Source organism: Pseudomonas sp. BIGb0558, from assembly GCF_024807515.1.
GTDB classification, from domain to species: domain Bacteria; phylum Pseudomonadota; class Gammaproteobacteria; order Pseudomonadales; family Pseudomonadaceae; genus Aquipseudomonas; species Aquipseudomonas yamanorum_A.
This window is the reverse complement of the sequence record NZ_JANUEW010000026.1, coordinates 63,230-86,178: the sequence shown is the minus strand read 5'-3', so window position 1 is coordinate 86,178 and position 22,949 is coordinate 63,230. Positions and strand designations below refer to the sequence as shown.

24 protein-coding genes are annotated in these 22,949 nt (G+C 61.1%); 12 read left to right on the top strand and 12 right to left on the bottom strand.

Features of this window, described 5'->3' with window-relative positions:
• The 6 genes from M2400_RS24685 to M2400_RS24660 all read right to left on the bottom strand — a co-directional run.
• A partial coding sequence (locus tag M2400_RS24685) for a hypothetical protein (protein WP_259198714.1) occupies window positions 1–213 on the bottom strand: 213 nt, incomplete at its 3' end.
• A 160-nt stretch (window positions 214–373) separates the two neighbouring features.
• On the bottom strand, window positions 374–1,402 hold the full coding sequence (locus M2400_RS24680) for an AbrB family transcriptional regulator (protein WP_177045070.1): 1,029 nt from the start codon (window positions 1,400–1,402) through the stop codon (window positions 374–376).
• Window positions 1,395–2,909, bottom strand: coding sequence for a tripartite tricarboxylate transporter permease (locus M2400_RS24675; RefSeq protein WP_063032650.1), 1,515 nt, complete (start codon window positions 2,907–2,909; stop codon window positions 1,395–1,397). Before M2400_RS24675 ends, M2400_RS24680 begins: the two co-directional genes overlap by 8 nt.
• A 1-nt stretch (window position 2,910) precedes the next feature.
• The gene (locus tag M2400_RS24670; RefSeq protein ID WP_177045068.1) at window positions 2,911–3,369 is read right to left on the bottom strand and encodes a tripartite tricarboxylate transporter TctB family protein; all 459 of its coding nucleotides are present in this window, start codon (window positions 3,367–3,369) and stop codon (window positions 2,911–2,913) included.
• A gap of 60 nt (window positions 3,370–3,429) precedes the next feature.
• Entirely contained in the window at window positions 3,430–4,416 is a 987-nt protein-coding gene (locus tag M2400_RS24665; RefSeq protein WP_177045067.1) for a tripartite tricarboxylate transporter substrate binding protein, read from the bottom strand.
• Window positions 4,417–4,444: 28 nt separating this feature from the next.
• Window positions 4,445–5,725, bottom strand: a complete 1,281-nt coding sequence (locus M2400_RS24660; RefSeq protein ID WP_259198713.1) for an OprD family porin — start codon at window positions 5,723–5,725, stop codon at window positions 4,445–4,447.
• 236 nt (window positions 5,726–5,961) lie between these two features.
• Between M2400_RS24660 and M2400_RS24655 the strand changes: the two genes are divergently transcribed.
• On the top strand, window positions 5,962–6,633 hold the full coding sequence (locus M2400_RS24655) for a response regulator (protein WP_003212008.1): 672 nt from the start codon (window positions 5,962–5,964) through the stop codon (window positions 6,631–6,633).
• Window positions 6,626–8,011 (top strand): sensor histidine kinase, encoded by a 1,386-nt coding sequence (locus M2400_RS24650; RefSeq protein ID WP_010176593.1) that lies wholly within the window; start codon window positions 6,626–6,628, stop codon window positions 8,009–8,011. The genes M2400_RS24655 and M2400_RS24650 overlap by 8 nt, the downstream gene beginning before the upstream one ends.
• Here the strand turns inward: M2400_RS24650 and M2400_RS24645 are convergent, their stop codons facing one another.
• On the bottom strand, window positions 8,012–8,833 hold the full coding sequence (locus tag M2400_RS24645) for an HDOD domain-containing protein (protein WP_259198712.1): 822 nt from the start codon (window positions 8,831–8,833) through the stop codon (window positions 8,012–8,014).
• A 36-nt stretch (window positions 8,834–8,869) separates the two neighbouring features.
• A complete protein-coding gene (locus M2400_RS24640; RefSeq protein ID WP_177045060.1) occupies window positions 8,870–9,811 on the bottom strand; it encodes a folate-binding protein YgfZ in 942 nt (313 codons plus the stop codon).
• A gap of 139 nt (window positions 9,812–9,950) precedes the next feature.
• Between M2400_RS24640 and M2400_RS24635 the strand changes: the two genes are divergently transcribed.
• Complete coding sequence (locus tag M2400_RS24635; RefSeq protein WP_003212000.1) at window positions 9,951–10,205, top strand: succinate dehydrogenase assembly factor 2; 255 nt, start codon at window positions 9,951–9,953, stop codon at window positions 10,203–10,205.
• Window positions 10,189–10,641 carry a protein YgfX gene (locus M2400_RS24630; protein ID WP_259198711.1) on the top strand — a complete coding sequence of 151 codons (453 nt, stop codon included), beginning with the start codon at window positions 10,189–10,191 and terminating at the stop codon, window positions 10,639–10,641. The genes M2400_RS24635 and M2400_RS24630 overlap by 17 nt, the downstream gene beginning before the upstream one ends.
• Here M2400_RS24630 and nadB read toward each other — a convergent pair.
• On the bottom strand, window positions 10,610–12,226 hold the full coding sequence (gene nadB, locus M2400_RS24625; RefSeq protein WP_259198710.1) for an L-aspartate oxidase: 1,617 nt from the start codon (window positions 12,224–12,226) through the stop codon (window positions 10,610–10,612). The genes M2400_RS24630 and nadB overlap by 32 nt on opposite strands.
• A 467-nt stretch (window positions 12,227–12,693) precedes the next feature.
• On the opposite strand from nadB, the gene rpoE reads away from it, so the two are divergent.
• From rpoE to M2400_RS24605, 4 genes are all read left to right on the top strand, one after another.
• Window positions 12,694–13,275 carry an RNA polymerase sigma factor RpoE gene (gene rpoE / locus M2400_RS24620; protein ID WP_007944079.1) on the top strand — a complete coding sequence of 194 codons (582 nt, stop codon included), beginning with the start codon at window positions 12,694–12,696 and terminating at the stop codon, window positions 13,273–13,275.
• Between the two features lie 31 nt (window positions 13,276–13,306).
• Complete coding sequence (locus M2400_RS24615; protein ID WP_071488935.1) at window positions 13,307–13,894, top strand: sigma-E factor negative regulatory protein; 588 nt, start codon at window positions 13,307–13,309, stop codon at window positions 13,892–13,894.
• A gap of 16 nt (window positions 13,895–13,910) precedes the next feature.
• Entirely contained in the window at window positions 13,911–14,867 is a 957-nt protein-coding gene (locus M2400_RS24610) for a MucB/RseB C-terminal domain-containing protein (protein ID WP_259198709.1), read from the top strand.
• 245 nt (window positions 14,868–15,112) lie between these two features.
• Complete coding sequence (locus M2400_RS24605; protein ID WP_177045052.1) at window positions 15,113–16,549, top strand: DegQ family serine endoprotease; 1,437 nt, start codon at window positions 15,113–15,115, stop codon at window positions 16,547–16,549.
• 67 nt (window positions 16,550–16,616) lie between these two features.
• Here M2400_RS24605 and M2400_RS24600 read toward each other — a convergent pair whose 3' ends face one another.
• Complete coding sequence (locus M2400_RS24600) at window positions 16,617–18,050, bottom strand: M48 family metalloprotease (RefSeq protein WP_177045050.1); 1,434 nt, start codon at window positions 18,048–18,050, stop codon at window positions 16,617–16,619.
• A 95-nt stretch (window positions 18,051–18,145) separates the two neighbouring features.
• Between M2400_RS24600 and M2400_RS24595 the strand changes: the two genes are divergently transcribed.
• Together M2400_RS24595 and M2400_RS24590 are read left to right on the top strand one after the other, a co-directional pair.
• Window positions 18,146–18,385: a sulfurtransferase TusA family protein gene (locus M2400_RS24595; RefSeq protein WP_003211989.1), complete on the top strand. Its 240-nt coding sequence runs from the start codon at window positions 18,146–18,148 to the stop codon at window positions 18,383–18,385.
• Between the two features lie 40 nt (window positions 18,386–18,425).
• On the top strand, window positions 18,426–19,496 hold the full coding sequence (locus tag M2400_RS24590) for an AI-2E family transporter (protein WP_003211986.1): 1,071 nt from the start codon (window positions 18,426–18,428) through the stop codon (window positions 19,494–19,496).
• Window positions 19,497–19,628: 132 nt separating this feature from the next.
• Here M2400_RS24590 and M2400_RS24585 read toward each other — a convergent pair whose 3' ends face one another.
• Both M2400_RS24585 and M2400_RS24580 read right to left on the bottom strand, forming a co-directional pair.
• Window positions 19,629–20,102: a peroxiredoxin gene (locus M2400_RS24585; protein ID WP_177121687.1), complete on the bottom strand. Its 474-nt coding sequence runs from the start codon at window positions 20,100–20,102 to the stop codon at window positions 19,629–19,631.
• A gap of 10 nt (window positions 20,103–20,112) precedes the next feature.
• On the bottom strand, window positions 20,113–20,673 hold the full coding sequence (locus M2400_RS24580; RefSeq protein ID WP_003172487.1) for a glycine cleavage system protein R: 561 nt from the start codon (window positions 20,671–20,673) through the stop codon (window positions 20,113–20,115).
• Between the two features lie 261 nt (window positions 20,674–20,934).
• On the opposite strand from M2400_RS24580, the gene dapA reads away from it, so the two are divergent.
• Together dapA and bamC are read left to right on the top strand one after the other, a co-directional pair.
• Window positions 20,935–21,813, top strand: coding sequence for a 4-hydroxy-tetrahydrodipicolinate synthase (gene dapA, locus M2400_RS24575; RefSeq protein WP_177079541.1), 879 nt, complete (start codon window positions 20,935–20,937; stop codon window positions 21,811–21,813).
• A gap of 17 nt (window positions 21,814–21,830) precedes the next feature.
• Window positions 21,831–22,946, top strand: coding sequence for an outer membrane protein assembly factor BamC (bamC, locus tag M2400_RS24570; protein WP_010176583.1), 1,116 nt, complete (start codon window positions 21,831–21,833; stop codon window positions 22,944–22,946).
• Window positions 22,947–22,949 lie beyond the last annotated feature (3 nt).

The window sequence follows — 22,949 nt, the reverse complement described above, 5'->3', positions numbered from 1 at the left end:
GCCGACGACCGGGGTGGTCAGGGTCGGAATGTACAGGGGCAGGTTGCTGAAGGGCTCGTTGCTGAAGGACTGGGCGGTCAGCACGCTATCGGGCGGTTGCGGCAGGGTAAAGCCGCCCGGGCGCAAGGGTGCGGGCTCAAGCGTGGTGTCGCTTGGCAGCAGTGGTAATGAAGGGACGGGGTCATCGTGCGGGGTGTCGAGATCTTGAGTCATGATCACAATCCTGTCTGCTCGTTGAGGGTACGCTCAGGCCAGGAAGGGGTGAGCGTCGCTGTAGCGATTGAACGCTTCAGGCAGAAAGGGGGATAGCTGTGAGAAGTGACAGTGGCGACGAATGGTAGTGACCCAGGGCGGGTCACTCCGGGAGTGCAGATTACGGCTGTCGGTTCCAGTGCCGGAACAATGGCTCCGCCAGAAACAACACAAACAACAAACGCATCACCTGCATTGCGGTCACCAGCGGCACTGACAATTGCAGGGTTTCCGCCGTCAGGCTCATTTCGGCAATGCCACCGGGCATCATGCCCAGCGTCAACGAGCGCAGATCCAGATGTGTCAGGGCACTCAAGCCTACCGCCGCCAGCGTCGCGATCAACATGGTCAACGCCGTACCGATCAAGGTGCGGCCCATGAACAACGGCGCACGCCGGAAGAATTGCCGGTTGAAGTGGCAACCCAGGCCGCTGCCGATCAGCCACTGGCCTATCTGGCTGCCACCGTCGGGCAGGCCGATGTGCAGGTCCCAGGTGATACTCACGATGGCGCTGACCAGCAGCGGCCCGAACAGCCAAGGGTTTGGTTGGCGTAAACGCTGCCAACCCCAGGCCACCAAGGCGCCGATCGGGAAGAGCACCGCCAGCCAGGTCCAGTCGACGGTCGCCGGATGAAACTGCGGCGCGCCTTCCCCCAGCAAATACTTGAACGCCGCCGGCACACACAGCACCACCACCAGCACCCGCAGACTTTGGCCCGCCGCGACACGGCTGAGCACCGCGCCATTGCGCGCGCCGAGGTTAACCATCTCGCCGGAACCGCCCGGCATGCTGGAGAAAAACGCCGTGGCGCGGTCTTCACCGCTGCGGCGCATCAACCACACCCCCACAATGCTGGAGAGGCTGGTGACCAGCGCACCGAAGAAGATCAGGCCGAAGTGGCTCATCACCTGCTCGATCACCACCGGGGTGAAGTGCAGGCCGATGCCGATGCCCACCACCCATTGGCCGCATTTGCGGCCGCCGGGGATTTCTGCCAGCTGCCAGGGGGTGAGGCAGCGCACGAGGATGATCGCCAGCAACGAGCCGACCATGTACGGCAGTGGCCAGCCGATCTGGCTGGCGAGGTACCCGCCCAGCAGACCGACCAGCGGTGTCGCCCACCAGTTTCTGAACGTGGCCTCAGACATCGGCCACAGCACGACGCTGCAGGGAACGCTTGCGCCAGATGCGCACCAGCGGGAACAGCAGCATCAACGCGGTCAGCACCCACACACCAAAGGTGATCGGGCTGGACCAGAGGATTTGCAATTCACCGTTGGAAATCGACAGCGCCCGGCGCAGGTTCTGCTCCATCAAGCCGCCGAGGATAAAGCCCAGCAGCACGGGCGACAGCGGGAAGTCCAGCTTGCGCAGGATGTAGCCGAAGATGCCGATGCCCACCATCAGGAACAGGTCGAAGGTGGTGGCGTGAACCGCGTACACACCGATCGCGGTGATGATGGCGATCACCGGCACCAGCGCCCAGTTCGGCACGGCGAGGATGCGGGTGAAGATGCGGATCATCGGGATGTTGAGGATCACCAGCATGATGTTGGCGATGAACAACGAGGCGATCAGGCCCCAGACGATGTCCGGTTGCTGTTGGAACAGCAGCGGGCCGGGGGTGATGTTGTACAGCGACAGGGCGCCAATCATCACGGCCGTGGTGCCCGAGCCGGGTACGCCGAGGGTGAGCATTGGCACCAGGGCGCCGCAGGCGGAAGCGCCGATCGCGGTTTCCGGCGCGGCCAGGCCGCGCATGTCGCCCTGGCCGAATTTACCGCTGGCACCGGCCAGGCGCTTTTCGGTCATGTAGGCCACGGCGGAGGCCAGTGTGGCACCCGCGCCGGGCAATACGCCCATGATGAAACCCAACAGGCCGCAGCGAATATTCACCACGAATACGGCGGAAGCTTCCTTCAGGTTGAACATCATCCGTCCGGTGGCTTTCACCGCTTCCTGGCCACGATGGGTTTTTTCCAGCAGCAACAGGATCTCGCTGATGGAGAACAGGCCCAGCACCAGCACCACGAATTGAATGCCGTCGGTGAGGTGGATGTTATCGCCGGTGAAACGGTACACGCCGCTGTTGGCGTCGATACCCACCGCTGACAGAAACAGGCCGATCAATGCGGCGACAAAGGTCTTCAGCGGTTTGTCACCGGCCATGCCGCCCAGGCAGACGATGGCAAACACCATCAGTACGAAATATTCCGCCGGGCCGAAGGCAATCGCCCATTTGGCCAGCAGCGGGGCAAACAGCACCATGCCGCAGGTGGCGATAAACGCGCCGATGAACGAACTCCATGCCGACAGCGACAACGCCACGCCCGCCAGGCCTTTACGGGCCATCGGGTAGCCGTCGAGGGTGGTCATCACGGTGGACGCTTCGCCCGGGATGTTCAACAGGATCGAGCTGATCCGCCCGCCGTATTCGCAACCCAGGTACACGGCGGCCAGCAGGATCAGCGCCGACTCAGGCGGCAGCCCGAGGGCGAACGCGATGGGGATCAACAGCGCCACGCCGTTGATCGGGCCCAGGCCTGGCAGAAGGCCCACCACGGTGCCGATCAAGGTGCCGCACAGCGCGGTGATCAGGTTGTAAGGGGTCAGTGCAACGCCGAAGCCCTGGCCCAAATAGCTGAACGTATCCATATCAGTTCTCCAGAACTTCAAGCAGGCCGAGCGGCAGCGGTACATCCATGGCCTTATCGAACAACAGATAAAGACCGATGCTCATCAAGGTCACGATCACCGCGCTGGGCAGCCAGCGGCCGCCATACAGGCGCGCCATCGGAATGCCGATCAGGATGCTGCTGAGGATGAAACCCAGGGGTTCGAAGGTGCCGGCGAAGATGATCAACAGCGTGACGCAGACAGCGATCTTGACCAGGGTTTCGCGGTCCAGCGCCGGTTCTTCCTCGGTGTGCCTGGTGGGCTGCGGGCGAAACAGCATGTAGATCAGGCCCAGGCTCATCAGCCCGAGCATCAGCAGCGGGTAGGCGCGAGGTCCTACCGGCTCATAGGAAAACGATGCCTGATACGGCCAGGCCATCAGCGCCAGGGCGGCGCAGACCAGCAACATGAACGAGGCAAAAATGCGTTGTAAGAGCATGCAAAACTCCTGGGCCGCGCCCCTGATGCGCAAGGGCGTGGCCGCGCGAACAAGGGGCGATTACTGGATCAGGCCGAACTCTTTGGCCAGCACTTTGTAGTCAGCCACCTGTTTCTTCACGTAGGTGTCCAGCTCCGGGCCGGTCATGGCGAACGGGAACAACTCGCGCTGGTCACGCAGCTTGGCGAACTCTTCGGAGGCCAGCAGTTTGTCGAACGCGTCTTTCCACCAGGCGTAGTCTTCGTCGCTGACTTTTGGCCCGAGGTAGAAGCCACGTACCACTGGCCAGACGATGTCGTAGCCTTGTTCCTTGGCGGTGGGAATGTTCTTCATTTCCGGCTCGTCCAGGCGCTCGTCGGAGAACACGGCCAGCAGGCGCATGTCACCGCTGAGGATGTGCGGCATGGAGTCGGAGATGTCGGTACTGCCCACCTGAATGTGCCCGCCGAGCAGCGCGGTGGCGATTTCACCGCCGCCTTCCAGTGCCACGTAACGCAGGTCGCGGGGGTTGATCCCGGCGGCCTTGGCGATCAGTGCGGTTTGCATCCAGTCCTGGCTGCCGACGGTGCCGCCGGAACCGATCACCACGCTGCCCGGATCTTTCTTCAGGGCCTTGACCAGATCGTCGAGGTTTTTGTAGGGCGAATCGCTTTTCACCGCGATGGCACCGTAGCTGGTGCCGACCGCGGCGAGCCAGCGCACAGCGCTTTCATCGAAGCGGCCAAATTTGCCCTGGGCCAGGTTCAGCAGCGAGCCGCTGGACCACGCCACCAGCGTACCGGCGTCTGCCGGGCGCTGGGCCACGACGGCGTTGTAGGCCACCGCGCCCACGCCGCCGGGCATGTAGGTCACGCGCATCGGCTTGCTCAACAGCTTCTGGTTGACCAGCGCGCTCTGCGCCAGTTTGCAGGTCAGGTCAAAACCACCGCCAGGGGACGCCGGGGCGATGCATTCCGGGCGCTTGGGTTCGGCGGCCAGCAGTTGGCTGGCGAACAGCATGCAGCTGGCCGTCAGGGCAAATTTACGCAGTGAAAGGGTCATGTTCATCTCCATCATTGTTGTTATGAGGTTGCTACTACCAAAGGGCGACGCTGTAGCTCACCAGCAGGCGCACTTCATCCGCATCACGGGCCGAATAGTTGGAGCGGTAGGTGGCATTGCGCAGGCGCACGGCCACATCCTTGAAGGTGCCGCTTTGCACCACGTAGCGGATCTCGCTGTTGCGTTCCCACTCCTTGCCGGTCTCGCCGTTCTTGAGCTTGATGTTGTCACCCGACAGGTAACGGCTCATGAAGCTCAGTCCGGGAATCCCCAGCTTGGCGAAGTCGTAGTCGTAGCGGGCTTGCCAGGAGCGTTCTTCGGCGCCGGCAAAGTCGTTGATCTGCACGAAGTTGACAAGGTAAGGATCGCTGCCATCCACGTAGGGAAAGGCGCTGTCGCCCGACATGTGCTGGTAGCCGGCGCTGAGCTTATGGCCATTGAGGGCATAGCTGAAGAGGCCGTTGAGGGAGGTGTTGTCGATCTTGCCGCCACGGGCTGCACCGGTGTCGTCACTGACGGCCAGGCGCAGGTCGGCGCCGAAGGTGCCGGGGCCCATCGGGCGCGAGGCTACCAGGCCGAGGAAGTGCTGGCGGTATACGTCGTTGAGTTGGGCGAAGTGGTAGCTGCCGGTGATCTTGTCGGCGAACTTGTAGTCCACGCCACTGAAGTCGAAATGCTTGCCGGTGGCGCCGCTGAGGAAGCGGCTGTTCTTGTTGTTGAGGCCGATGTCTTCGTAGTTGGTGTCGTCGCGGTCCTTGGCCTTGTTCAGGCGCCCGCCGGTGAACACCAGGTTCTTGAACTCCTTGGAACTCAACAGGCCACCTTCAAACGTCTGCGGCAGGATGCGCCCGTCGTTGGGCTTGAGGATCGGCAGCTCGGGGATCAACGCGCCGATTTTCAGTTCGGTGGCAGAGATCTTCACTTTGCCGGTCAGGCCGAGCTTGGAGTATTCATTGGCGGCGCGGCCGTCATCGTGGGTCGGCAGCAGGCCGGTGCCGGTGCGGTCGGGGCTGGAGTCGAGCTTGACCCCAAGCATGCCCAGCGCATCCACGCCAAAGCCGACGGTGCCGTCGGTGTAGCCCGATTGCAGGTTGAGCATAAAGCCCTGGGCCCATTCGTCGCGCTTGGATTGTTGTGCGCTGGTACCGTCGCGAAAGTCGCGATTGAAGTACATGTTGCGGGTTTCGAGGGTGGCGGTGCTGTCCTCGATAAAGGCGGCTTGGCCTACGGGCGAAAAGCCGGCAATGGCGGCGGCACTGGCGAGGGCGGTCTGGGTGATACGAGAAGAACGAGCAGGCGGCTGTGTGCGCAGCATCGTGGGTGTACTCCGTTATTGTTCTTATTTTGACGAAAACGCTTCGAGGCGTTTTTCGGGCGCTACAGGTGAAATAGCTCGGCAGGCGAAACCCACCGTGGCTGGATGCTAAAGGGCGAAGCTTTCACTAACCTTTCAGTCGCCTTTCAATGTTTTCGGGCTTCACAGCAAAGGTGGCGCCTGTAAACTCCCCGGCAAAGCGTGGCGCCGACCACCCCCGAACGAGGTAAAAACCCATGCGTGTCCTTCTGGTCGAAGACCATTTGCAGCTAGCCGAAAGTGTCGCCCAGGCGCTCAAGAGCACGGGTTTGACCGTCGATGTGCTGCACGATGGCGTGGCGGCGGACCTGGCCTTGAGCAGCGAGGAATACGCGGTGGCGATCCTCGATGTGGGCCTGCCGCGCATGGACGGTTTCGAGGTGTTGGCACGCTTGCGGGCCCGTGGGAAAAATCTGCCTGTGTTGATGTTGACTGCCCGCAGCGACGTGAAAGACCGCGTGCATGGCCTCAACCTCGGCGCAGATGACTACCTGGCCAAGCCGTTTGAACTGACGGAGCTGGAAGCACGGGTCAAGGCCCTGCTGCGCCGCAGCGTGCTGGGTGGTGAGCGGCAGCAGGCGTGTGGCGTGCTGATTTACGACCTGGATACACGACGCTTCACCCTGGGCGGCGAACTGCTGACCCTGACCTCCCGCGAACAGGCGGTGCTTGAGGCGCTGATCGCACGTCCCGGCCGCGTGATGAGCAAGGAGCAGTTGGCCTCCCAGGTGTTCGGCCTGGATGAAGAAGCCAGCCCCGATGCCATCGAAATCTACGTGCACCGCCTGCGCAAGAAGCTCGATGGGCAGCCTGTTGCAATTGTTACCTTCCGTGGCCTGGGGTACCTGCTGGAAGCCCGCGATGCATAAGCCCAGCAGCCTGCGCTGGCGCCTGCTGTGGAACCTGGCGCTGTTGCTGGTGGTGTTGATGATCGCCAGCGGCTTGAGCGCTTACTGGAACGGGCGCGAGGCGGCGGACACGGCTTACGACCGCACGCTGCTGGCCTCGGCGCGGACCATTGCAGCGGGCCTGTCTCATCGCGACGGCACTTTGAGCGCCGACGTGCCCTACGTCGCCCTGGATACGTTCGCCTACGACAGCGCCGGGCGGATTTACTACCAGGTCAACGATATCCACCAGAAGCTGATTTCCGGCTACGAAAACCTGCCCGGCCCGCCGCCGGGTACGCCGCGCACCGATGACTATCCGGCGCTGGCGCGCTTTTACAACGCCAAGTATCAGGGCCAGAACGTGCGGGTGGTGAGCCTGCTCAAGGCGGTCTCCGAGCCGAACATGAACGGCATGGCGGAAATCCGTGTGGCCGAAACCGACGAGGCGCGCGTCGCCATGGCCCGCAGCCTGATGGCCGATACCTTGCTGCGTCTGGGCATGCTGGCCGTTGGTGCATTGTTGTTGGTGTTTTTCGCGGTGAGTGCGGCGCTGCGGCCATTGGAGCGCTTGCGCACGGCCGTGGAAGAGCGTCAGCCGGATGACCTGCGGCCGTTGCCGTTGGTGGAAGTGCAGCATGAGTTGGGCCCGCTGGTACGGGCGCTGAATCATTTCACCGAACGCCTGCGCGGGCAGTTCGAGCGTCAGGCGCAGTTTATTGCCGATGCTGCCCATGAACTCCGCACACCACTAGCGGCGCTCAAGGCACGCTTGGAACTCGGCCTGCGCGCCGAAGACCCGGCTACCTGGCGCACCACCCTGGAAACCGCCGCCCAGGGCACGGATCGCCTGACTCACCTGGCCAATCAATTGCTCTCGCTTGCCCGCATCGAAAACGGCGCCCGGGCAATTGCCGAGGGTGGTGCGCAACTGCTGGACTTGAGCCAGCTGGCTCGCGAGCTGGGCATGGCCATGGCGCCGCTGGCCCATGCGCGGGGCGTGGCCCTGGCGCTGGAGGCAGATGAGCCCGTGTGGCTGCGGGGCGAACCGACCTTGTTGAACGAGTTGCTGAGTAACCTGGTGGACAACGCCCTGGCCCACACGCCGCCGGGCGGCAACGTGATTCTGCGGGTTACGGCGCCGGCGGTACTTGAGGTGGAGGACGACGGCCCGGGCATCCCGCTGGATGAGCGCGACCGGGTGTTCGAGCGCTTCTATCGGCGCAGCCAGCAGGGCTTGGGTTCAGGCTTGGGGCTGGCGATTGTCGGCGAGATCTGCCGGGCGCATCTGGCGCAGATCAGCTTGCATGACGGTGAGTTGGCGGGGTTGAAGGTACGGGTCAGTTTTATCGCGGGGTAATCAGTAAAACATCGACCGCGCTGCGTCCAACTCGGCACGCAAGGTGTCGTTGTAGGGGTCGATCCGCAGTTTCTGGATCGCAGGCAACGTCGATACCGGCACGCTGGCCAGCGGATGGTCGGTGTTGCGATGGCAATACAGCACGGCGACCTGTACCAGGTCGATATAGTCCAGGCGCTCGGAGTCGCGCTCCAGGTCCATGTACTGCGCCGGCAGGTTCACCAGCATTTCCGGGAAGTCCCAGCGCCGCAGCAGCTTCGCGCCCAGCAACGGGTGGATGCTTTCAATCACGTGGTTGAGGCTGACCGGGTCGGACAGCAGCTCATAATGATCTTCGGCATAGGTCAGGATCGGCAGCACGCCAATCTGGTGCACCAGGCCGCCGAGGGCCGCCTGGTCTGGTTTCAGCTGGCTGTGGTTGCGGCACAGTGCATAGCTCACGCCCGCCACTTCCAGGCTGCGGCGCCACACATCACGCATCTTCTGTTCGACCACTTCGGAGCGGGCGTGGAAGATCTGTTCCATCACCAGGCCGATCGCCAGGTTGCTGCTGTAGTTGGTGCCCAGCCGGGTGATGGCGGTGTGCAGGTCGGTGACTTCCTGAGTGGCGCGCAGCAGCGGGCTGTTGACCACTTTGATCAGCCGCGCCGACAGGGCGGTGTCGCGGCCGATGACTTTGCTCAGATGGCTGATGCTGATGTCCGGGTCTTCGGCGGCCTGACGAATCTTCAGGGCCACTTCCGGTAGCGTGGGCAGGACCAGGTCATCATTATCGATGGCCACAACCAACGCCTGTTGGACTTTTTCCGCCAGCTTGTTCATTCATGATCTCTAGGGTGTTGCAAAAAGGTACGACGATCAGCGCTGGATCTCGCGATCACGGTCCAGTTGGTAAGGCAGGTCGAGCAGCTGAAGACCCGGGCCTTCCAGCGTACCTACATGCACATCGCCACTCTCTGCTGCTTCGGCTTGCAGCACCGCTAGAAGTTCAATCGCCTCGCCGGCCCGGGCGGCAATCACCACCTCGCCGATGGCGCTGTTGTGCGTCGGGGAAAACAAGGGGGTGCCAGGCTCTGGCAGTTCGCTGGCATTCAGGCTCAGGCGATACAGGCGACGCTTGAGTTTGCCCAGGTACTGCATGCGCGCGACGATTTCCTGGCCGGTGTAGCAGCCTTTCTTGAAGCTCACGCCGCCGACGGCTTGCAGGTTGAGCATCTGCGGGATGAACAGTTCGCGGGTCTGGGGCATGACCTGGCCGATGCCCGCACGGATCTGGCCCAGCAGCCATTGATTCAGTTCATCTTCGTTCAATTGCGCGGCGAGTTGGCTGCGCAGGGTATCGGCTTGGGCGGCAGGGGCCCACAGCTCGGCACGGCCCGGCGATACGCGGATCGCGATCAACTCGTCGCTGCGCACAACGCTATCGGTCTCGGCAGGCAGCTCAAGGCCGAGGCTGGCCAAGACCTGATCGGCTTGCGACACACCGAAACGCACCCAGGCGGCGCTTTCGTCGGTGAGTTTGGATTTGGAGAACACGGCGTACTTCTTCAGGTCCGCCAGTTGCGGCTCCAGCAACTCGGTGGCCATGGCCAACAGCACGCCATCGCCCTGCAGCAGGATACGGAAGCTCGATTGCATGCGCCCTTTTTGGGTGCAGCGCGCGCCGAGGCTGGCCTGGGTGTCACTCAGGTAGTTGAGGTTGCAGGTCAGTTGTCCCTGGAGGAACTTGGCAGCGTCGGAACCGCGGACGGCGAGGACGCCTTCGTGGGACAGGGAGCAGAAGAAAGCAGAGTCAGCCATGGGTCATCGCAGGTTAAAAAGTCATGAGTGCATCATAGAGGGGCGCCCGGCAAATGGATAGTTTCCGTATGGCCGACCAAAGCCGACTGTTCCAGGCAGCTTCGGCCTGTATACTTGCGCTCTATTTGAGGAGCGCTCCATGGTCGAAGATGTAGAACTCAATCGCCTCTACTGGCACAGCCGCCGCGGCATGCTTGAGCTGGACGTGTTGCTGGTACCGTTCGTCAGGGAGGTCTACCCGCACCTCAACGACGTTGACCGCGACTGCTACCGCAAGCTGCTGGAATGCGAAGATCAGGACATGTTCGGCTGGTTCATGGAACGCGCCGAATCGGAAGATCCGGAGCTGCAGCGCATGGTTCGGATGATCCTGGATCGTGTCCAGCCCAAGTAATACGTTTGAATGCCGCTGGCACGCCTCCGGGCAGTTGCTGGCGGCTTATCTTTTCGCCCAGGCGTTAGCACTGGGTGCCTTATGGTTTCTCGATGTGTCCCCGTGGATCGCCGCTTTCAGCGCGTTGCTGTGCCTGGCGCATGCCGGTTGGGTGCTGCCGCGTCATATTTTGCTGACTCACCGTTCGTCGATCCGTGGCCTGCGCCGCGATGAGGACGGCTGGCAGTTGTGGAGCGCCGCGCGTGGCTGGCACAGCGTGCAACTGCGCCCCGACAGCCTGGCGTTGCCGTTGATCGTGGTGCTGCGCTTTCGGGTGCAGGGTGATTGGCGGGTGCGTTCGATCTGTGTGCCGCGTGATTCGCAGGCCACCGATGTGCATCGGCGCCTGCGGGTGCGTTTGAAGTTCAGCCGCCGTAGGTGGTTGGCACCAGGATAGTGTCGAGCGCCTCGGGCAGCATTTGCGGGTAGTCGAGGGTGTAATGCAGGCCCCGGCTCTCCTTGCGCTCCATGGCTGAGCGGATCATCAGTTCCGCCACCTGGGCCAGGTTGCGCAACTCGATCAGGTCGCGGCTGACTTTATAGTTGCTGTAGAACTCGTCAATCTCATCCAGCAGCAGCCGAACCCGGTGCTGTGCCCGTGCCAGGCGTTTGTTGGTGCGCACGATCCCCACGTAGTCCCACATGAAGCGCCGCAGCTCGTCCCAGTTGTGGGCAATGATCACGTCTTCGTCCGAATCGGTCACCTGGCTGGCATCCCAGCGGGGCAGGGCGGCCGGCACGGGGATGCGCGGCAGTTGTTCAAGGATGTCGGCGGCGGCGGAGCGGGCGTACACGAAGCATTCCAGCAGCGAGTTGCTGGCCATGCGGTTGGCGCCGTGCAGGCCGGTGAAGCTGGTTTCGCCGATGGCGTACAGGCCGGGCACGTCGGTGCGGCCGTGCTGGTCAACCATCACGCCGCCGCAGGTGTAGTGCGCCGCCGGCACGACCGGGATCGGGCCTTTGGTGATGTCGATGTTGAACGCCAGGCAGCGCTCGTAGACCGTCGGGAAGTGGGTCTTGATGAAGGCTTCGGGCTTGTGACTGATGTCGAGGTAGACGCAGTCGATGCCTAGGCGCTTCATTTCATGGTCGATGGCCCGGGCGACGATATCGCGCGGGGCAAGCTCGGCCCGTGGGTCGAAGCGTTGCATGAAACGTTCACCATTGGGCAGCTTCAGGTGTGCGCCTTCGCCGCGCAGGGCTTCGGTGATCAGGAAGCTCTTGGCCTGCGGGTGATACAGGCACGTGGGGTGGAACTGATTGAACTCCAGGTTCGCCACCCGGCAGCCCGAACGCCAGGCCATGGCGATGCCGTCACCGCAGGCGCCGTCGGGGTTGCTGGTATAGAGGTAGACCTTCGCCGCGCCGCCCGAGGCGAGAATCGTGAAGCGCGCGCCGTAGGTGTCGACTTCGCCGCTGGCGCGGTTGAGCACGTAGGCGCCGAGGCAGCGTTCGCCCGGCAGGCCCAGGCGTTTTTCGGTGATCAGGTCGACGGCAACCCGCTGTTCCAGCAGTTCAATGTTCGGGCGTTGCCGGGCCTGCTCGAGCAGAGTCTTGAAGATCGCGGCGCCGGTGGCGTCGGCGGCATGGATGATGCGCCGATGGCTGTGGCCGCCTTCACGGGTCAGGTGGAACTCGAAACCGCCGTCGTCGGTGCCGGAATGTTCATCGCGAGTGAAGGGCACGCCCTGGTCGATCAGCCATTGGATGGCTTCGCGGCTGTGTTCGACGGTAAAGCGTACTGCCTCTTCATTGCACAGGCCGCCGCCGGCATTCAGGGTGTCTTCGACGTGGGATTGCACGGTGTCGGTGTCGTCCAGCACGGCGGCGACACCGCCCTGGGCCCAGAATGTCGAGCCATTGGCCAGGTCGCCTTTGCTCAGTACGGCTATGCGCAGGTAGCTCGGTAGCGTCAATGCGAGGCTCAAGCCCGCGGCGCCGCTGCCAATCACCAGGACATCGTGTTGAAACTGTTGGCTCATTTGAAGGATTCCGCAAAAAGCGATCCGAAGGGGGCGCAAACAGGACGCCTGGATCGGCGAATCAAAGGGTCACACGGCCCACTAGTATATAGAGGGGGGGAGCGGCACAATAGCCGGGCATTCGTGGCATTGTGAGACTACGGTCAACGAACTGCACGGCTTTCATGAAACGGACAGCGATTGGGATGGGAACTTTTTGCATAAGCCCCGACTCAATAGCAGGATGCCCGAAAGCTGGGAACACGCTGGATTTACTGAGCCGCGTCTCTGTCAGGCGCGTCAGGAAACTGGCGACAGATTATTCGCGCAGCCGGCATTGCCCGAGCTGCGTTTTTCGTGTGTGCCAAATCAGTGCGCGCCGGAAACTTGCTTGGAGGGGGAGAACTTTTGCGAAAAGTCCGAGTCTATGTTTGCAAGCCTGATCGATTAGTTATGCAAGCCTCCTTCAAGTACAACGAGGAGTGTTCATGCTAACCCAGGAAGAGGATCAGCAGCTGGTCGAGCGCGTTCAACGCGGCGACAAGCGGGCATTTGATCTGCTAGTGCTGAAATACCAGCACAAAATTCTCGGGTTGATCGTGCGGTTTGTGCACGACACCCATGAAGCGCAGGACGTTGCACAGGAAGCCTTTATCAAGGCGTACCGTGCACTCGGTAATTTTCGCGGTGATAGTGCGTTTTACACGTGGCTTTACCGCATCGCCATTAACACGGCGAAGAACTATCTGGTTTCTCGCGGTCGCCGCCCACCGGATAGTGATGTTAGTTCGGAAGATGCTGAATTTTATGATGGTGATCACGGCCTCAAGGATCTCGAGTCGCCGGAGCGTGCATTGCTGCGCGACGAGATCGAAGGAACCGTCCATCGAACAATTCAGCAACTGCCAGAAGATTTGCGTACGGCGTTAACTTTACGTGAATTCGATGGTCTGAGTTACGAGGACATTGCGGCCGTCATGCAATGTCCGGTGGGTACCGTACGTTCCCGGATTTTCCGGGCTCGGGAAGCCATCGATAAAGCCCTGCAGCCGTTGTTGCAGGAAAACTGAGACAGCGGCGACAGCCAAGAGAGGAACCGCCATGAGTCGTGATGCCCTGCAGGAATCGCTGTCCGCAGTGATGGATAACGAAGCGGATGAACTGGAACTTCGTCGAGTGCTTAATGCATTTGATGATGCCGAAACCCGTGATACCTGGTCTCGTTACCAAGTCGCTCGGGCGGTGATGCACAAGGATCTTCTAATCCCTCGTCTGGATATTGCTGCGGCCGTTTCTGCTGCGCTGGCTGATGAAGCCGTTCCGGCAAAAGCTGCTCGCGGTCCTTGGCGTAGCCTGGGTCGTCTGGCAGTCGCTGCTTCGGTGACTGTGGCCGTGTTGGCAGGTGTTCGCCTGTACAACCAGGACGAAATTGCCGGCGCCGAACTGGCCCAGCAGACCCAGCAACCGGTCATGGCCGGTCCGCAGGTCAAGGGTCCAGCTGTACTGGCCGGCTACAAGGAAAGCGCAGATACCACCGGGCCTATGGCCAACGGTGTACTTCAAGGGCAATCCGGCTGGCAGGATCAGCGTCTTCCAGGCTACCTGCGCCAACACGCACAGGAATCGGCCTTGAAAGGCACTGAAAGCGCTCTGCCATACGCTCGCGCTGCAAGCCTGGAAAACCGCTAGACCGCCAAGGAGCTTTATGCGCGCCATACCGCTCCTTACGCTGTTGCTCAGTGGCTGGTTTGCAGTCCCCGCCCATGCCGACGAAGCCCAAGACTGGCTGACGCGTCTTGGGCGGGCGGAGCAGCAACAAAGCTTTCAGGGCACTTTCATCTACGAGCGTAACGGTAGTTTTTCTACCCATGACATCTGGCATCGCGTCCAGAATGGTCAAGTCCGTGAGCGGCTTTTGCAGCTCGATGGTTCTGCCCAGGAAGTCGTGCGTGTAGATGGTCGTACTCAATGCGTGAGCGGCACATTGGTTGCCGGGCTTGGGGATTCCCCCGACTCTCCTTCACGCGCCCTTGATCCGCAAAAACTCAAAGCCTTCTACGATCTGGCCGTTATTGGCAAATCGCGCGTGGCCGGTCGAAATGCGGTCATCGTTTCTGTCACGCCCCGTGATCAATACCGTTATGGCTTTGAGCTGCACCTGGATCGCGAAACCGCGCTGCCACTGAAGTCGTTGTTGCTTAACGATCAGGGTCAGTTGCTGGAGCGATTCCAGTTCACCCAGCTCAAAACGTCGGTGCCTGACGATCGGGATCTGCAGCCCAGCGGTGAATGTACGCCGGTCGCCGTTACCAGCGCCAAGGCCCCGGAGGTCGAAGTCCCTCAGGATTGGCGCCTCGATTGGATGCCGCCAGGCTTCCAGATGGTCAACAGCAGCGCCCACAAAGATTCCCACACCAAGATAACCGTCAGCAGCCTGATGTATGACGATGGCCTGGCGCGTTTCTCGGTGTTTCTGGAGCCGCTCAACGGCGCGACGGTGACCGAGACACGCACGCAGTTGGGCCCGACAGTCGCTGTATCGCGGCGTGTGAATACGCTGGAAGGCGAGGTGATGGTGACCGTCGTCGGCGAAATCCCGATTGGTACCGCCGAGCGAATTGCGCTCTCTGTACGCAGCGCCACGACCCCCGCCAAGCCGTGAGTTGTTAATCCTATGTTCATCCTGATATTTCAATGTTGCGCAGGAGAAAGTCCATGCCTGCCTCTGTCGAGAGCATGAAATGTCTGGATCGTTATTTTCACTTGCTAAAATCCCCTATGTTTTTTATAGGTCAGGGCTTAACGGCCCTGGCCTTGTTTTGTTCGCGGAACAAAAATGTCGATCGCAGTTTTTTCGGCGTTTATTGAACCCTGTCGCTCAACCCTGCTCGTCGTAACGGGAGCTGTATGTCGATACCACGTTTGAAGTCTTACCTATCCATAGTCGCCACGGTGCTGGTGCTGGGTCAGGCCGTTACCGCGCAAGCGGCCGAGCTGCCTGATTTCACCCAACTGGTGGAGCAGGCGTCGCCTGCCGTGGTGAACATCAGTACTACCCAGAAACTGCCGGATCGCAAAGTCTCCAACCAGCAGATGCCGGACCTGGAAGGCCTGCCGCCGATGCTGCGCGAATTCTTCGAGCGCGGCATGCCCCAGCCGCGCACGCCGCGTGGCGGTGGTGGCCAACGTGAGGCCCAGTCTCTGGGTTCGGGTTTCATCATCTCGCCTGATGGCTACATCCTGACCAACAACCATGTGATTGCCGATGCCGACGAAATTCTCGTACGCCTGGCTGATCGCAGCGAGTTGAAAGCCAAGCTGGTAGGCACAGACCCACGTTCCGACGTAGCCCTGCTGAAGATCGAGGGCAAGGACCTGCCGGTGCTCAAGCTGGGTAAATCCCAGGACCTGAAAGCCGGGCAATGGGTAGTCGCCATCGGTTCGCCGTTTGGTTTTGACCACACTGTGACCCAAGGCATTGTCAGCGCCATCGGCCGCAGCCTGCCGAACGAAAACTACGTGCCGTTCATCCAGACCGACGTGCCGATCAACCCGGGTAACTCCGGTGGTCCGTTGTTCAACCTGGCGGGCGAAGTGGTCGGGATCAACTCGCAGATCTACACCCGCTCCGGTGGTTTCATGGGCGTGTCGTTCGCGATTCCGATCGACGTGGCCATGGACGTTTCCAACCAGCTGAAAACCGGTGGCAAAGTTAGCCGCGGCTGGCTGGGTGTGGTGATCCAGGAAGTGAACAAGGACCTGGCTGAGTCCTTCGGTCTCGACAAGCCGGCCGGCGCCCTGGTTGCGCAAATCCAGGACGATGGCCCGGCAGCCAAAGGTGGTTTGCAAGTCGGTGACGTGATCCTGAGCATGAACGGCCAGCCGATCGTCATGTCTGCAGACTTGCCGCATCTGGTGGGTGCGCTCAAGGCGGGCAGCAAGGCCAAGCTGGAAGTGATTCGCGACGGCAAGCGCCAGAACGTTGAGCTGACTGTCGGCGCAATCCCGGAAGAAGGCGCGACATTGGATGCGCTGGGCAACACCAAGCCGGGTGCCGAACGCAGCAGCAACCGCCTGGGCATTGCCGTGGTCGAGTTGACCGACGAGCAGAAGAAAAGCTTCGACCTTAAAAGTGGCGTAGTGATCAAGGAAGTCCAGGACGGTCCTGCCTCCCTGATCGGCCTGCAGCCGGGTGATGTCATTACTCACCTGAACAACCAGGCCATCAACTCCACCAAAGAGTTCACCGACATCGCCAAGGCGCTGCCGAAGAACCGCTCGGTGTCGATGCGTGTCCTGCGTCAGGGCCGCGCCAGCTTCATTACCTTCAAGCTGGCCGAGTAATCCGCTAGTCCAATAAAAAGCCCCGCTCTCGATACACGAGAGCGGGGCTTTTTTGTGGCTGCGAGGTTTAGCCCATCATGTCTTTGATCATGCGTTCCTGGTCGATCAGTTCACGTTGGCGTGCATCGATACGTGACGAAAGCGGGAAGTTGCTTCCGGCGCGACGCTTGGCGAAGTCCAGTTGTTGAATGGCCTGTTTGAAGTCCCCTACCAGCGCAAAGTACTCGGCGCGAGCCTGATGCAGGCCGATGATGTTGCCCGACAAACCACGGGTTTCCGCGACCTGGTACCAGACATCCGGATCGTCCGTGCGTGATTTAAGCAGGCCTTCGAGGGCTTTTTCCGCGTCAGCGGTGCGGCTTTGCTTGAGCAGCAGATCCACCCGAACCTGATTCAGCGGGTAGTTGCCTGGATATTGCGTCAACATCCGGTCCGTACGCTGCTGGGCATCCGGCAGGCGATTGTTGCTCATGTCCAACTCGATCTGCGCCAGGTTGTAGGTAATGTCGTTGGGCGCCTTGGCCAGCAGCGGCTTCAGGTTTTCCCGGGCCAGGTTGAACTGGGCGCCTTTGATCTGGGCGATGGCCAAGCCATAACGCGCCACATCATTTTTCGGGTTTTCATCCAGCTGAGCCTGGAAGCGCTTGGCCGCCAAACCCGGAGTGTCTTCGTAGTACAGCTGCACGCGCGCGCGGATCAGTTGGTAGCGCAGGCTGTCTTCAATGCCGCCCGGCTTGGCTTGCTCTGCGCGGTTACGGGTGTCGGCGATCCGCGATTCGGTGACCGGGTGAGTCAGCAGGAATTCTGGTGGCTTGGCGTCAAAACGGTACTGGCGCATCAGGCGTTCGAACATGGTTGGCATGGAGCGCGGGTCGTAGCCGGCTTTCTCCAGGTTGAGAATGCCGATACGGTCAGCCTCTTGCTCGTTTTGCCGGGAAAAGCGGCGTTGCTCCTGGATCGCGGCGGCCTGGCTGCCGGCAATCGCGGCAATGCCCGCATCGCCTGCGCCAGCAGCGGCGGCGATGATGCCGCCGAGCAGCGCGGCCATCATCGGGATCTGCATGCGTTGCTGGGCTTCCACACCTCGGGCGAAGTGGCGTTGGGACAAGTGAGCCAATTCGTGGGCCAGTACCGAGGCATATTCGCCTTCAGTCTGGGCATTGAGGAACAGGCCGCCGTTGACCCCGACGATGCCACCCGGTGCGGCAAAGGCGTTCAGTTGCGGGCTGTTGATCAGAATGAATTCCAGGCGCCGGTCATTGACCTGGCTGGTTTCCACCAGTTTGTAAACGCTGCTTTCGACGTAGTCCTTGAGCTGCGGGTCGTTGAGTTGCGAGACCTGGCCACGCAGGTAGGCCAGCCATGCCCGGCCCAAATCGTATTCCTGTTTTGGCGAGACAATGGCAGAACTGGCGTCGCCAAGTGACGGCAGGTCGTCGGCGAAGCCTGGAGAGGCCAGCAGGCAAGCCAGCGTCAGCAGGGTAGGGCGCAAAAAAGTCATGCACAAAGCCTTTCGACAAAGAGCTTACTGTAGCCGGACACTGAGCTTCGGACCAGATATTCTAAGCGCCCCCGACGCCCACCCGGAGCAAAACCATGACCGACGCTGTAGCCTTCGATGCCGAACTGGATGCCAGTGGCCTTAACTGCCCGCTGCCCTTGCTCAAGGCCAAGTTGGAACTCAACCGGCTGGCCAGCGGCGCGGTGCTCAAGGTGATCGCCACGGACGCGGGTTCCCAGCGGGATTTCCGTACGTTTGCCAAGCTGGCCGGTCACACCCTGCTGCATGAAGAAGACGAAGCGGGCGTCTATCGTTACTGGTTGCGCAAGGCCTGAATCGCTTGAATATGCTGTCCTTATCGCCTGAGGTTAATTGATGTTCAAAGTGTTACGTGACTGGATTCAGCGCTACTTCTCTGATGAGGAAGCCGTGGTGTTGGCCGTCCTGCTATTTCTCGCCTTTACGGCGGTGCTCACCTTGGGCGGCATGTTGGCGCCGGTGTTGGCAGGCATGGTGTTGGCGTACCTGATGCAAGGCCTGGTCTCCATCCTGGAGCGCCTGCGTTTGCCGGGCGGGGCTGCGGTGGGCCTGGTATTTGCCTTGTTCATGGGGCTTTTGCTGGTGTTTATCGTGATCGTGGTGCCTTTGTTGTGGCATCAGTTGATCACCTTGTTCAACGAACTGCCGGGCATGCTTGCCAAGTGGCAGTCGCTGCTCTTGCTGCTGCCTGAGCGCTATCCGCACCTGGTGTCGGACGAGCAGGTGCTGCAGGCCATTGAAGTGGCCCGCGGTGAAATCGGAAAGTTCGGGCAATGGGCGCTGACCTTTTCCCTTTCGAGCTTGCCGCTGCTGGTCAACATCATGATCTACCTGGTACTGGTGCCGATCCTGGTGTTTTTCTTCCTCAAGGACCGCGAGATGATCGGTCGTTGGGTGCGTGGCTACTTGCCGCGTGAACGGGCGCTGATTACCCGGGTGGCCGAGGAAATGAACCGGCAGATTGCCAACTATATCCGTGGCAAGGTCATCGAGATCTTTATCTGCGGTGGGGTCACTTACATCGGTTTTGTCGCGCTGGGCCTGAACTATGCAGCCCTGCTGGCGCTGCTGGTGGGGGTTTCAGTGGTGGTGCCTTACGTCGGCGCGGTGGTGGTGACGGTGCCGGTGATGTTGATCGCGCTGTTCCAGTGGGGCTGGAGTGATCAGTTCATCTACCTGATGGCGGTGTACGGCATCATCCAGGTGCTGGACGGCAACGTGCTGGTGCCGCTGCTGTTCTCCGAGGCGGTGAACCTGCATCCGGTCGCGATCATCTGTGCGGTATTGTTGTTTGGCGGGTTGTGGGGTTTCTGGGGGGTGTTCTTCGCGATTCCCCTGGCGACGCTGTTCAAGGCGGTGCTGGACGCCTGGCCCCGGCAGGAACCGGTTGTAGCGCCATTACTCTGATATTTGTGCTGCCGGTGCAGGCCTCATCGCGGGCAAGCCCGGCTCCCACATTGGCTGAGTTGTCATGTCGAACAACGAGCACATGTGGGAGCTGGCTTGCCTGCGATAGCTATTCCAAAGCCAGCAAGTGAATCAAGCCTTGTTCAGCGCCTGCGCCGCTGCTAATACAGCATCCACATGGCCTGGCACCTTCACACCACGCCATTCCTGACGCAGCACACCATCCTTGTCGATCAGGAAGGTGCTGCGGTCAACACCCAGGTATTCCTTGCCATACAGCTTCTTCAGCTTGATCACATCAAACAGCTGGCAAACCGCTTCGTCCTTGTCGCTGATCAGCTCAAAGGGAAATTCCTGCTTAGCCTTGAAGTTCTCGTGGGACTTCACGCTGTCCCGGGACACGCCAAATACTTCGGTGTTGGCGGCCTTGAAGGCTGCGTGCTGGTCACGAAAGCCCTGGCCTTCGGTGGTGCAGCCCGGCGTGCTGTCTTTAGGGTAGAAGTAGATCACCACTTGCTTGCCCTTGAGCCCGGCAAGGCTGAAGGTCTGCCCGCTGGTGGCCTGGGCTTCGAAATCGTCTACCGGTTTGTCGATGACTACTGCCATGAAAACTTCCTTACATTGGGTTCTGTGGGCGCCAAGGCTCGATCAGCGCATCGAGGTTCAAGGCATCGGCGAAATCCAGGAACTGGTCGCGCAGCCAACTGATCTGCACGCCGGCCGGCAAGGTCACGGTAAAGGTAGCGTTGAGCATGGTGCCGCCGGTCTGTGGGGCCTGATAGGTGTCGCAGGTCAGGTTTTCCAGTTCGACGTTGTGGTCAATAAAGAACTGGCACAGCTCATTGACGATGTCCGAGCGGTAGGCCGAGCTGACATAGGCCACGTAGGGCAGGGCCTGGGGACGGTTCTCCAGGGCGGCGCTGCGCACCACGTTGACCGTGAAGTCATGCTTCTTGGCCAAACCCGGCAAGCCGGTTTCGAGGCGGGCCAGGGCATCCCAGGTTCCGGAAATCTGCAGGACCAGCGCGCTGCACTCGCCATGGCGGGTCAGGCGGGAGGTCACGACGGCGCAGCGGTTTTCATGGCTGGCGCGGCACAGGACGTTAGTCAGCTCCATGGGGTTGGCGCCAAGGGCACTGATGACAAGGAATTGTTCGCGGACTGTGGGGGTGGACATGCAGCCTTCCTAAAGCGATGAGCGGTCGATACGATGAAAGCGGTATCAATCAAAGGATGAAGGGTAGCGAAAACCATCGCCAAGGGCTAGGAGGTGGCGTTTTCATTACGTAATCAGCTTCATCAAACGCTGCTTTGGCCCAATGATGGCGTTGCTGCGAACTAAGTTGATCCAGAACGCATCCTCAGGCGGTACTTCGCTTGTACAAGCATCTTGGCGCCAGTACCATTACCGCTCTCTTTTTCCGGCAGGAGCGGTTGCATGATTGCGGGCAGTATGGTGGCACTGGTCACACCCATGGATGCACAAGGTAATCTCGACTGGGACAGCCTGGGCAAACTGGTGGACTTCCACCTGCAAGAGGGCACCAACGCCATCGTGGCGGTCGGCACCACAGGTGAATCGGCCACACTTGATGTGGAAGAACACATCGAAGTGATCGAGTTCGTGGTCAAGCGCGTTGCAGGGCGTATTGCTGTCATCGCCGGCACGGGCGCCAATTCGACCCGCGAAGCGATCGAATTGACCAAGAACGCCAAGAAAGCCGGCGCCGATGCCTGCCTGCTGGTGACGCCGTACTACAACAAGCCGACCCAGGAAGGCCTGTACCTGCACTTTCGCGCCGTCGCCGAAGCGGTCGATATCCCGCAGATCCTCTACAACGTGCCCGGTCGCACCGCCTGCGACATGAAGGCCGAGACCGTGATCCGACTGTCCACCGTACCGAACATCATCGGTATCAAGGAAGCCACCGGTGACCTGCAACGCGCCAAGGACATCCTGGCCGGCGTGAGCAGCGACTTCCTGGTGTATTCCGGTGACGACGCCACGGCTGTGGAACTGATCCTGCTGGGCGGTAAAGGCAACATCTCGGTGACTGCCAACGTCGCACCGCGCGCCATGAGCGAGCTGTGCGCCGCTGCCATTGCCGGTGACGCGGTCAAGGCCCGGGCGATCCACGAGCAATTGGCACCGCTCAACAAAACCCTGTTTATCGAATCCAACCCTATCCCCGTGAAATGGGCGCTGCATGAGATGGGCCTGATGCCGGACGGTATCCGTCTGCCGCTCACCTGGCTCAGCGAAGCCTGTCACGAACCGCTGCGACAGGCCCTGCGCCAGTCCGGCGTCCTGGTTTAATTGAGGAAGCACTACGCATGAAGCGATTGGCCGGACTTTCCGCACTTGCCTTGATTATCTCCAGCACCAGTGGCTGCGGTTGGATCTGGGGGCCGGAAGGCTACTTCCGCGACCGCGGTAGCGATTACCTGGAAGCCCAACAAACCGCCCCGATGAAATTGCCGTCGGACGTCAATGTCGCCAAGCGCCTTGACCCGCTGCTGCCGATCCCGCGCAACGTGGCCGACGACACCTTCAAGGGTGAGTACGAAGTGCCACGTCCGCAGCCGTTGTCGGCCGTGGCCGATGCCAGCGACTACAGCCTGCAGAAGAGCGGCGACACCCGCTGGGTCATGGCCCAGCGCCCACCTGCCGAAGTCTGGCCGGTGGCCGTGCAGTTCTTCCAGGACAACGGTTTCCGCATTGACGAGCAACGCCCGCAGACCGGTGAATTCACCACCGCGTGGCAGCACACCAGCGAACTGTCGGCCTCCATGGCCAAGCGCCTGCAAGCCGGCGGCGTAGCCAATGACAGCGAAGCCCGCATCCGCGTGCGTATCGAGCCAGGCGTGCAGCGTAATACCAGTGAAGTCTATGTGGTCAGCGCCGAGCGTCCTGCCGGCAGCACCGCCAACGTCGACTTCACCCCGCGTTCGGTCAACACCGGCGTGGACGCGGCCCTGGTCGACGAAATGCTCGCCAGCATGAGCCGTATCTCCGAGAAGGGCGGTTCCGTCTCCCTGCTCGCCGCCGGCAGCTTTGACACGCCTAGCCGCGTCAGCCTCAGCGAAGACGGCAGCGGCAACGTCGTGCTCAACCTGGGTGAAGACCTGGATCGCGCCTGGTCGAGTGTCGGCCGCGCGCTGGAACACGGCGAATGGCGCGTTGAAGACATCAACCGCAGCCTGGGCCTGTACTACATCAACCTGGCCGAAAAAGCCGAGAAGAAAGACGATGAGCCTGGTTTCTTCAGCAAATTGTTCGGCAGCAAGCCGACCAAGGAAGAGATCGAAACTCGTGCCGAGCGTTACCAGGTTCGTTTGAGCAAGGTAGGCGACAGCGTGCAAGTCACCGTCGAGAAAAACATCAACACCGTGGCGCCGGCCGATGTGGCGCGCAAAGTGTTGGGCGTGATTCAGGACAACCTGGGCTGATCC

Excerpts from the sequence above, each read along its gene's own strand:
- M2400_RS24680 (WP_177045070.1), bottom strand. The coding sequence starts at position 1,402 with ATGTCTGAGGCCACGTTCAGAAACTGGTGGGCGACACCGCTGGTCGGT.
- M2400_RS24615 (WP_071488935.1), top strand. The coding sequence starts at position 13,307 with ATGAGTCGTGATGCCCTGCAGGAATCGCTGTCCGCAGTGATGGATAAC.
- M2400_RS24640 (WP_177045060.1), bottom strand. The coding sequence starts at position 9,811 with ATGGCTGACTCTGCTTTCTTCTGCTCCCTGTCCCACGAAGGCGTCCTC.
- M2400_RS24595 (WP_003211989.1), top strand. The coding sequence starts at position 18,146 with ATGACCGACGCTGTAGCCTTCGATGCCGAACTGGATGCCAGTGGCCTT.
- M2400_RS24600 (WP_177045050.1), bottom strand. The coding sequence starts at position 18,050 with ATGACTTTTTTGCGCCCTACCCTGCTGACGCTGGCTTGCCTGCTGGCC.
- M2400_RS24610 (WP_259198709.1), top strand. The coding sequence starts at position 13,911 with ATGCGCGCCATACCGCTCCTTACGCTGTTGCTCAGTGGCTGGTTTGCA.
- M2400_RS24675 (WP_063032650.1), bottom strand. The coding sequence starts at position 2,909 with ATGGATACGTTCAGCTATTTGGGCCAGGGCTTCGGCGTTGCACTGACC.
- bamC (WP_010176583.1), top strand. The coding sequence starts at position 21,831 with ATGAAGCGATTGGCCGGACTTTCCGCACTTGCCTTGATTATCTCCAGC.
- M2400_RS24650 (WP_010176593.1), top strand. The coding sequence starts at position 6,626 with ATGCATAAGCCCAGCAGCCTGCGCTGGCGCCTGCTGTGGAACCTGGCG.
- M2400_RS24660 (WP_259198713.1), bottom strand. The coding sequence starts at position 5,725 with ATGCTGCGCACACAGCCGCCTGCTCGTTCTTCTCGTATCACCCAGACC.
- nadB (WP_259198710.1), bottom strand. The coding sequence starts at position 12,226 with ATGAGCCAACAGTTTCAACACGATGTCCTGGTGATTGGCAGCGGCGCC.
- M2400_RS24665 (WP_177045067.1), bottom strand. The coding sequence starts at position 4,416 with ATGAACATGACCCTTTCACTGCGTAAATTTGCCCTGACGGCCAGCTGC.
- M2400_RS24585 (WP_177121687.1), bottom strand. The coding sequence starts at position 20,102 with ATGGCAGTAGTCATCGACAAACCGGTAGACGATTTCGAAGCCCAGGCC.
- M2400_RS24635 (WP_003212000.1), top strand. The coding sequence starts at position 9,951 with ATGGTCGAAGATGTAGAACTCAATCGCCTCTACTGGCACAGCCGCCGC.
- M2400_RS24605 (WP_177045052.1), top strand. The coding sequence starts at position 15,113 with ATGTCGATACCACGTTTGAAGTCTTACCTATCCATAGTCGCCACGGTG.
- M2400_RS24590 (WP_003211986.1), top strand. The coding sequence starts at position 18,426 with ATGTTCAAAGTGTTACGTGACTGGATTCAGCGCTACTTCTCTGATGAG.
- M2400_RS24670 (WP_177045068.1), bottom strand. The coding sequence starts at position 3,369 with ATGCTCTTACAACGCATTTTTGCCTCGTTCATGTTGCTGGTCTGCGCC.
- M2400_RS24580 (WP_003172487.1), bottom strand. The coding sequence starts at position 20,673 with ATGTCCACCCCCACAGTCCGCGAACAATTCCTTGTCATCAGTGCCCTT.
- M2400_RS24645 (WP_259198712.1), bottom strand. The coding sequence starts at position 8,833 with ATGAACAAGCTGGCGGAAAAAGTCCAACAGGCGTTGGTTGTGGCCATC.
- dapA (WP_177079541.1), top strand. The coding sequence starts at position 20,935 with ATGATTGCGGGCAGTATGGTGGCACTGGTCACACCCATGGATGCACAA.
- M2400_RS24655 (WP_003212008.1), top strand. The coding sequence starts at position 5,962 with ATGCGTGTCCTTCTGGTCGAAGACCATTTGCAGCTAGCCGAAAGTGTC.
- rpoE (WP_007944079.1), top strand. The coding sequence starts at position 12,694 with ATGCTAACCCAGGAAGAGGATCAGCAGCTGGTCGAGCGCGTTCAACGC.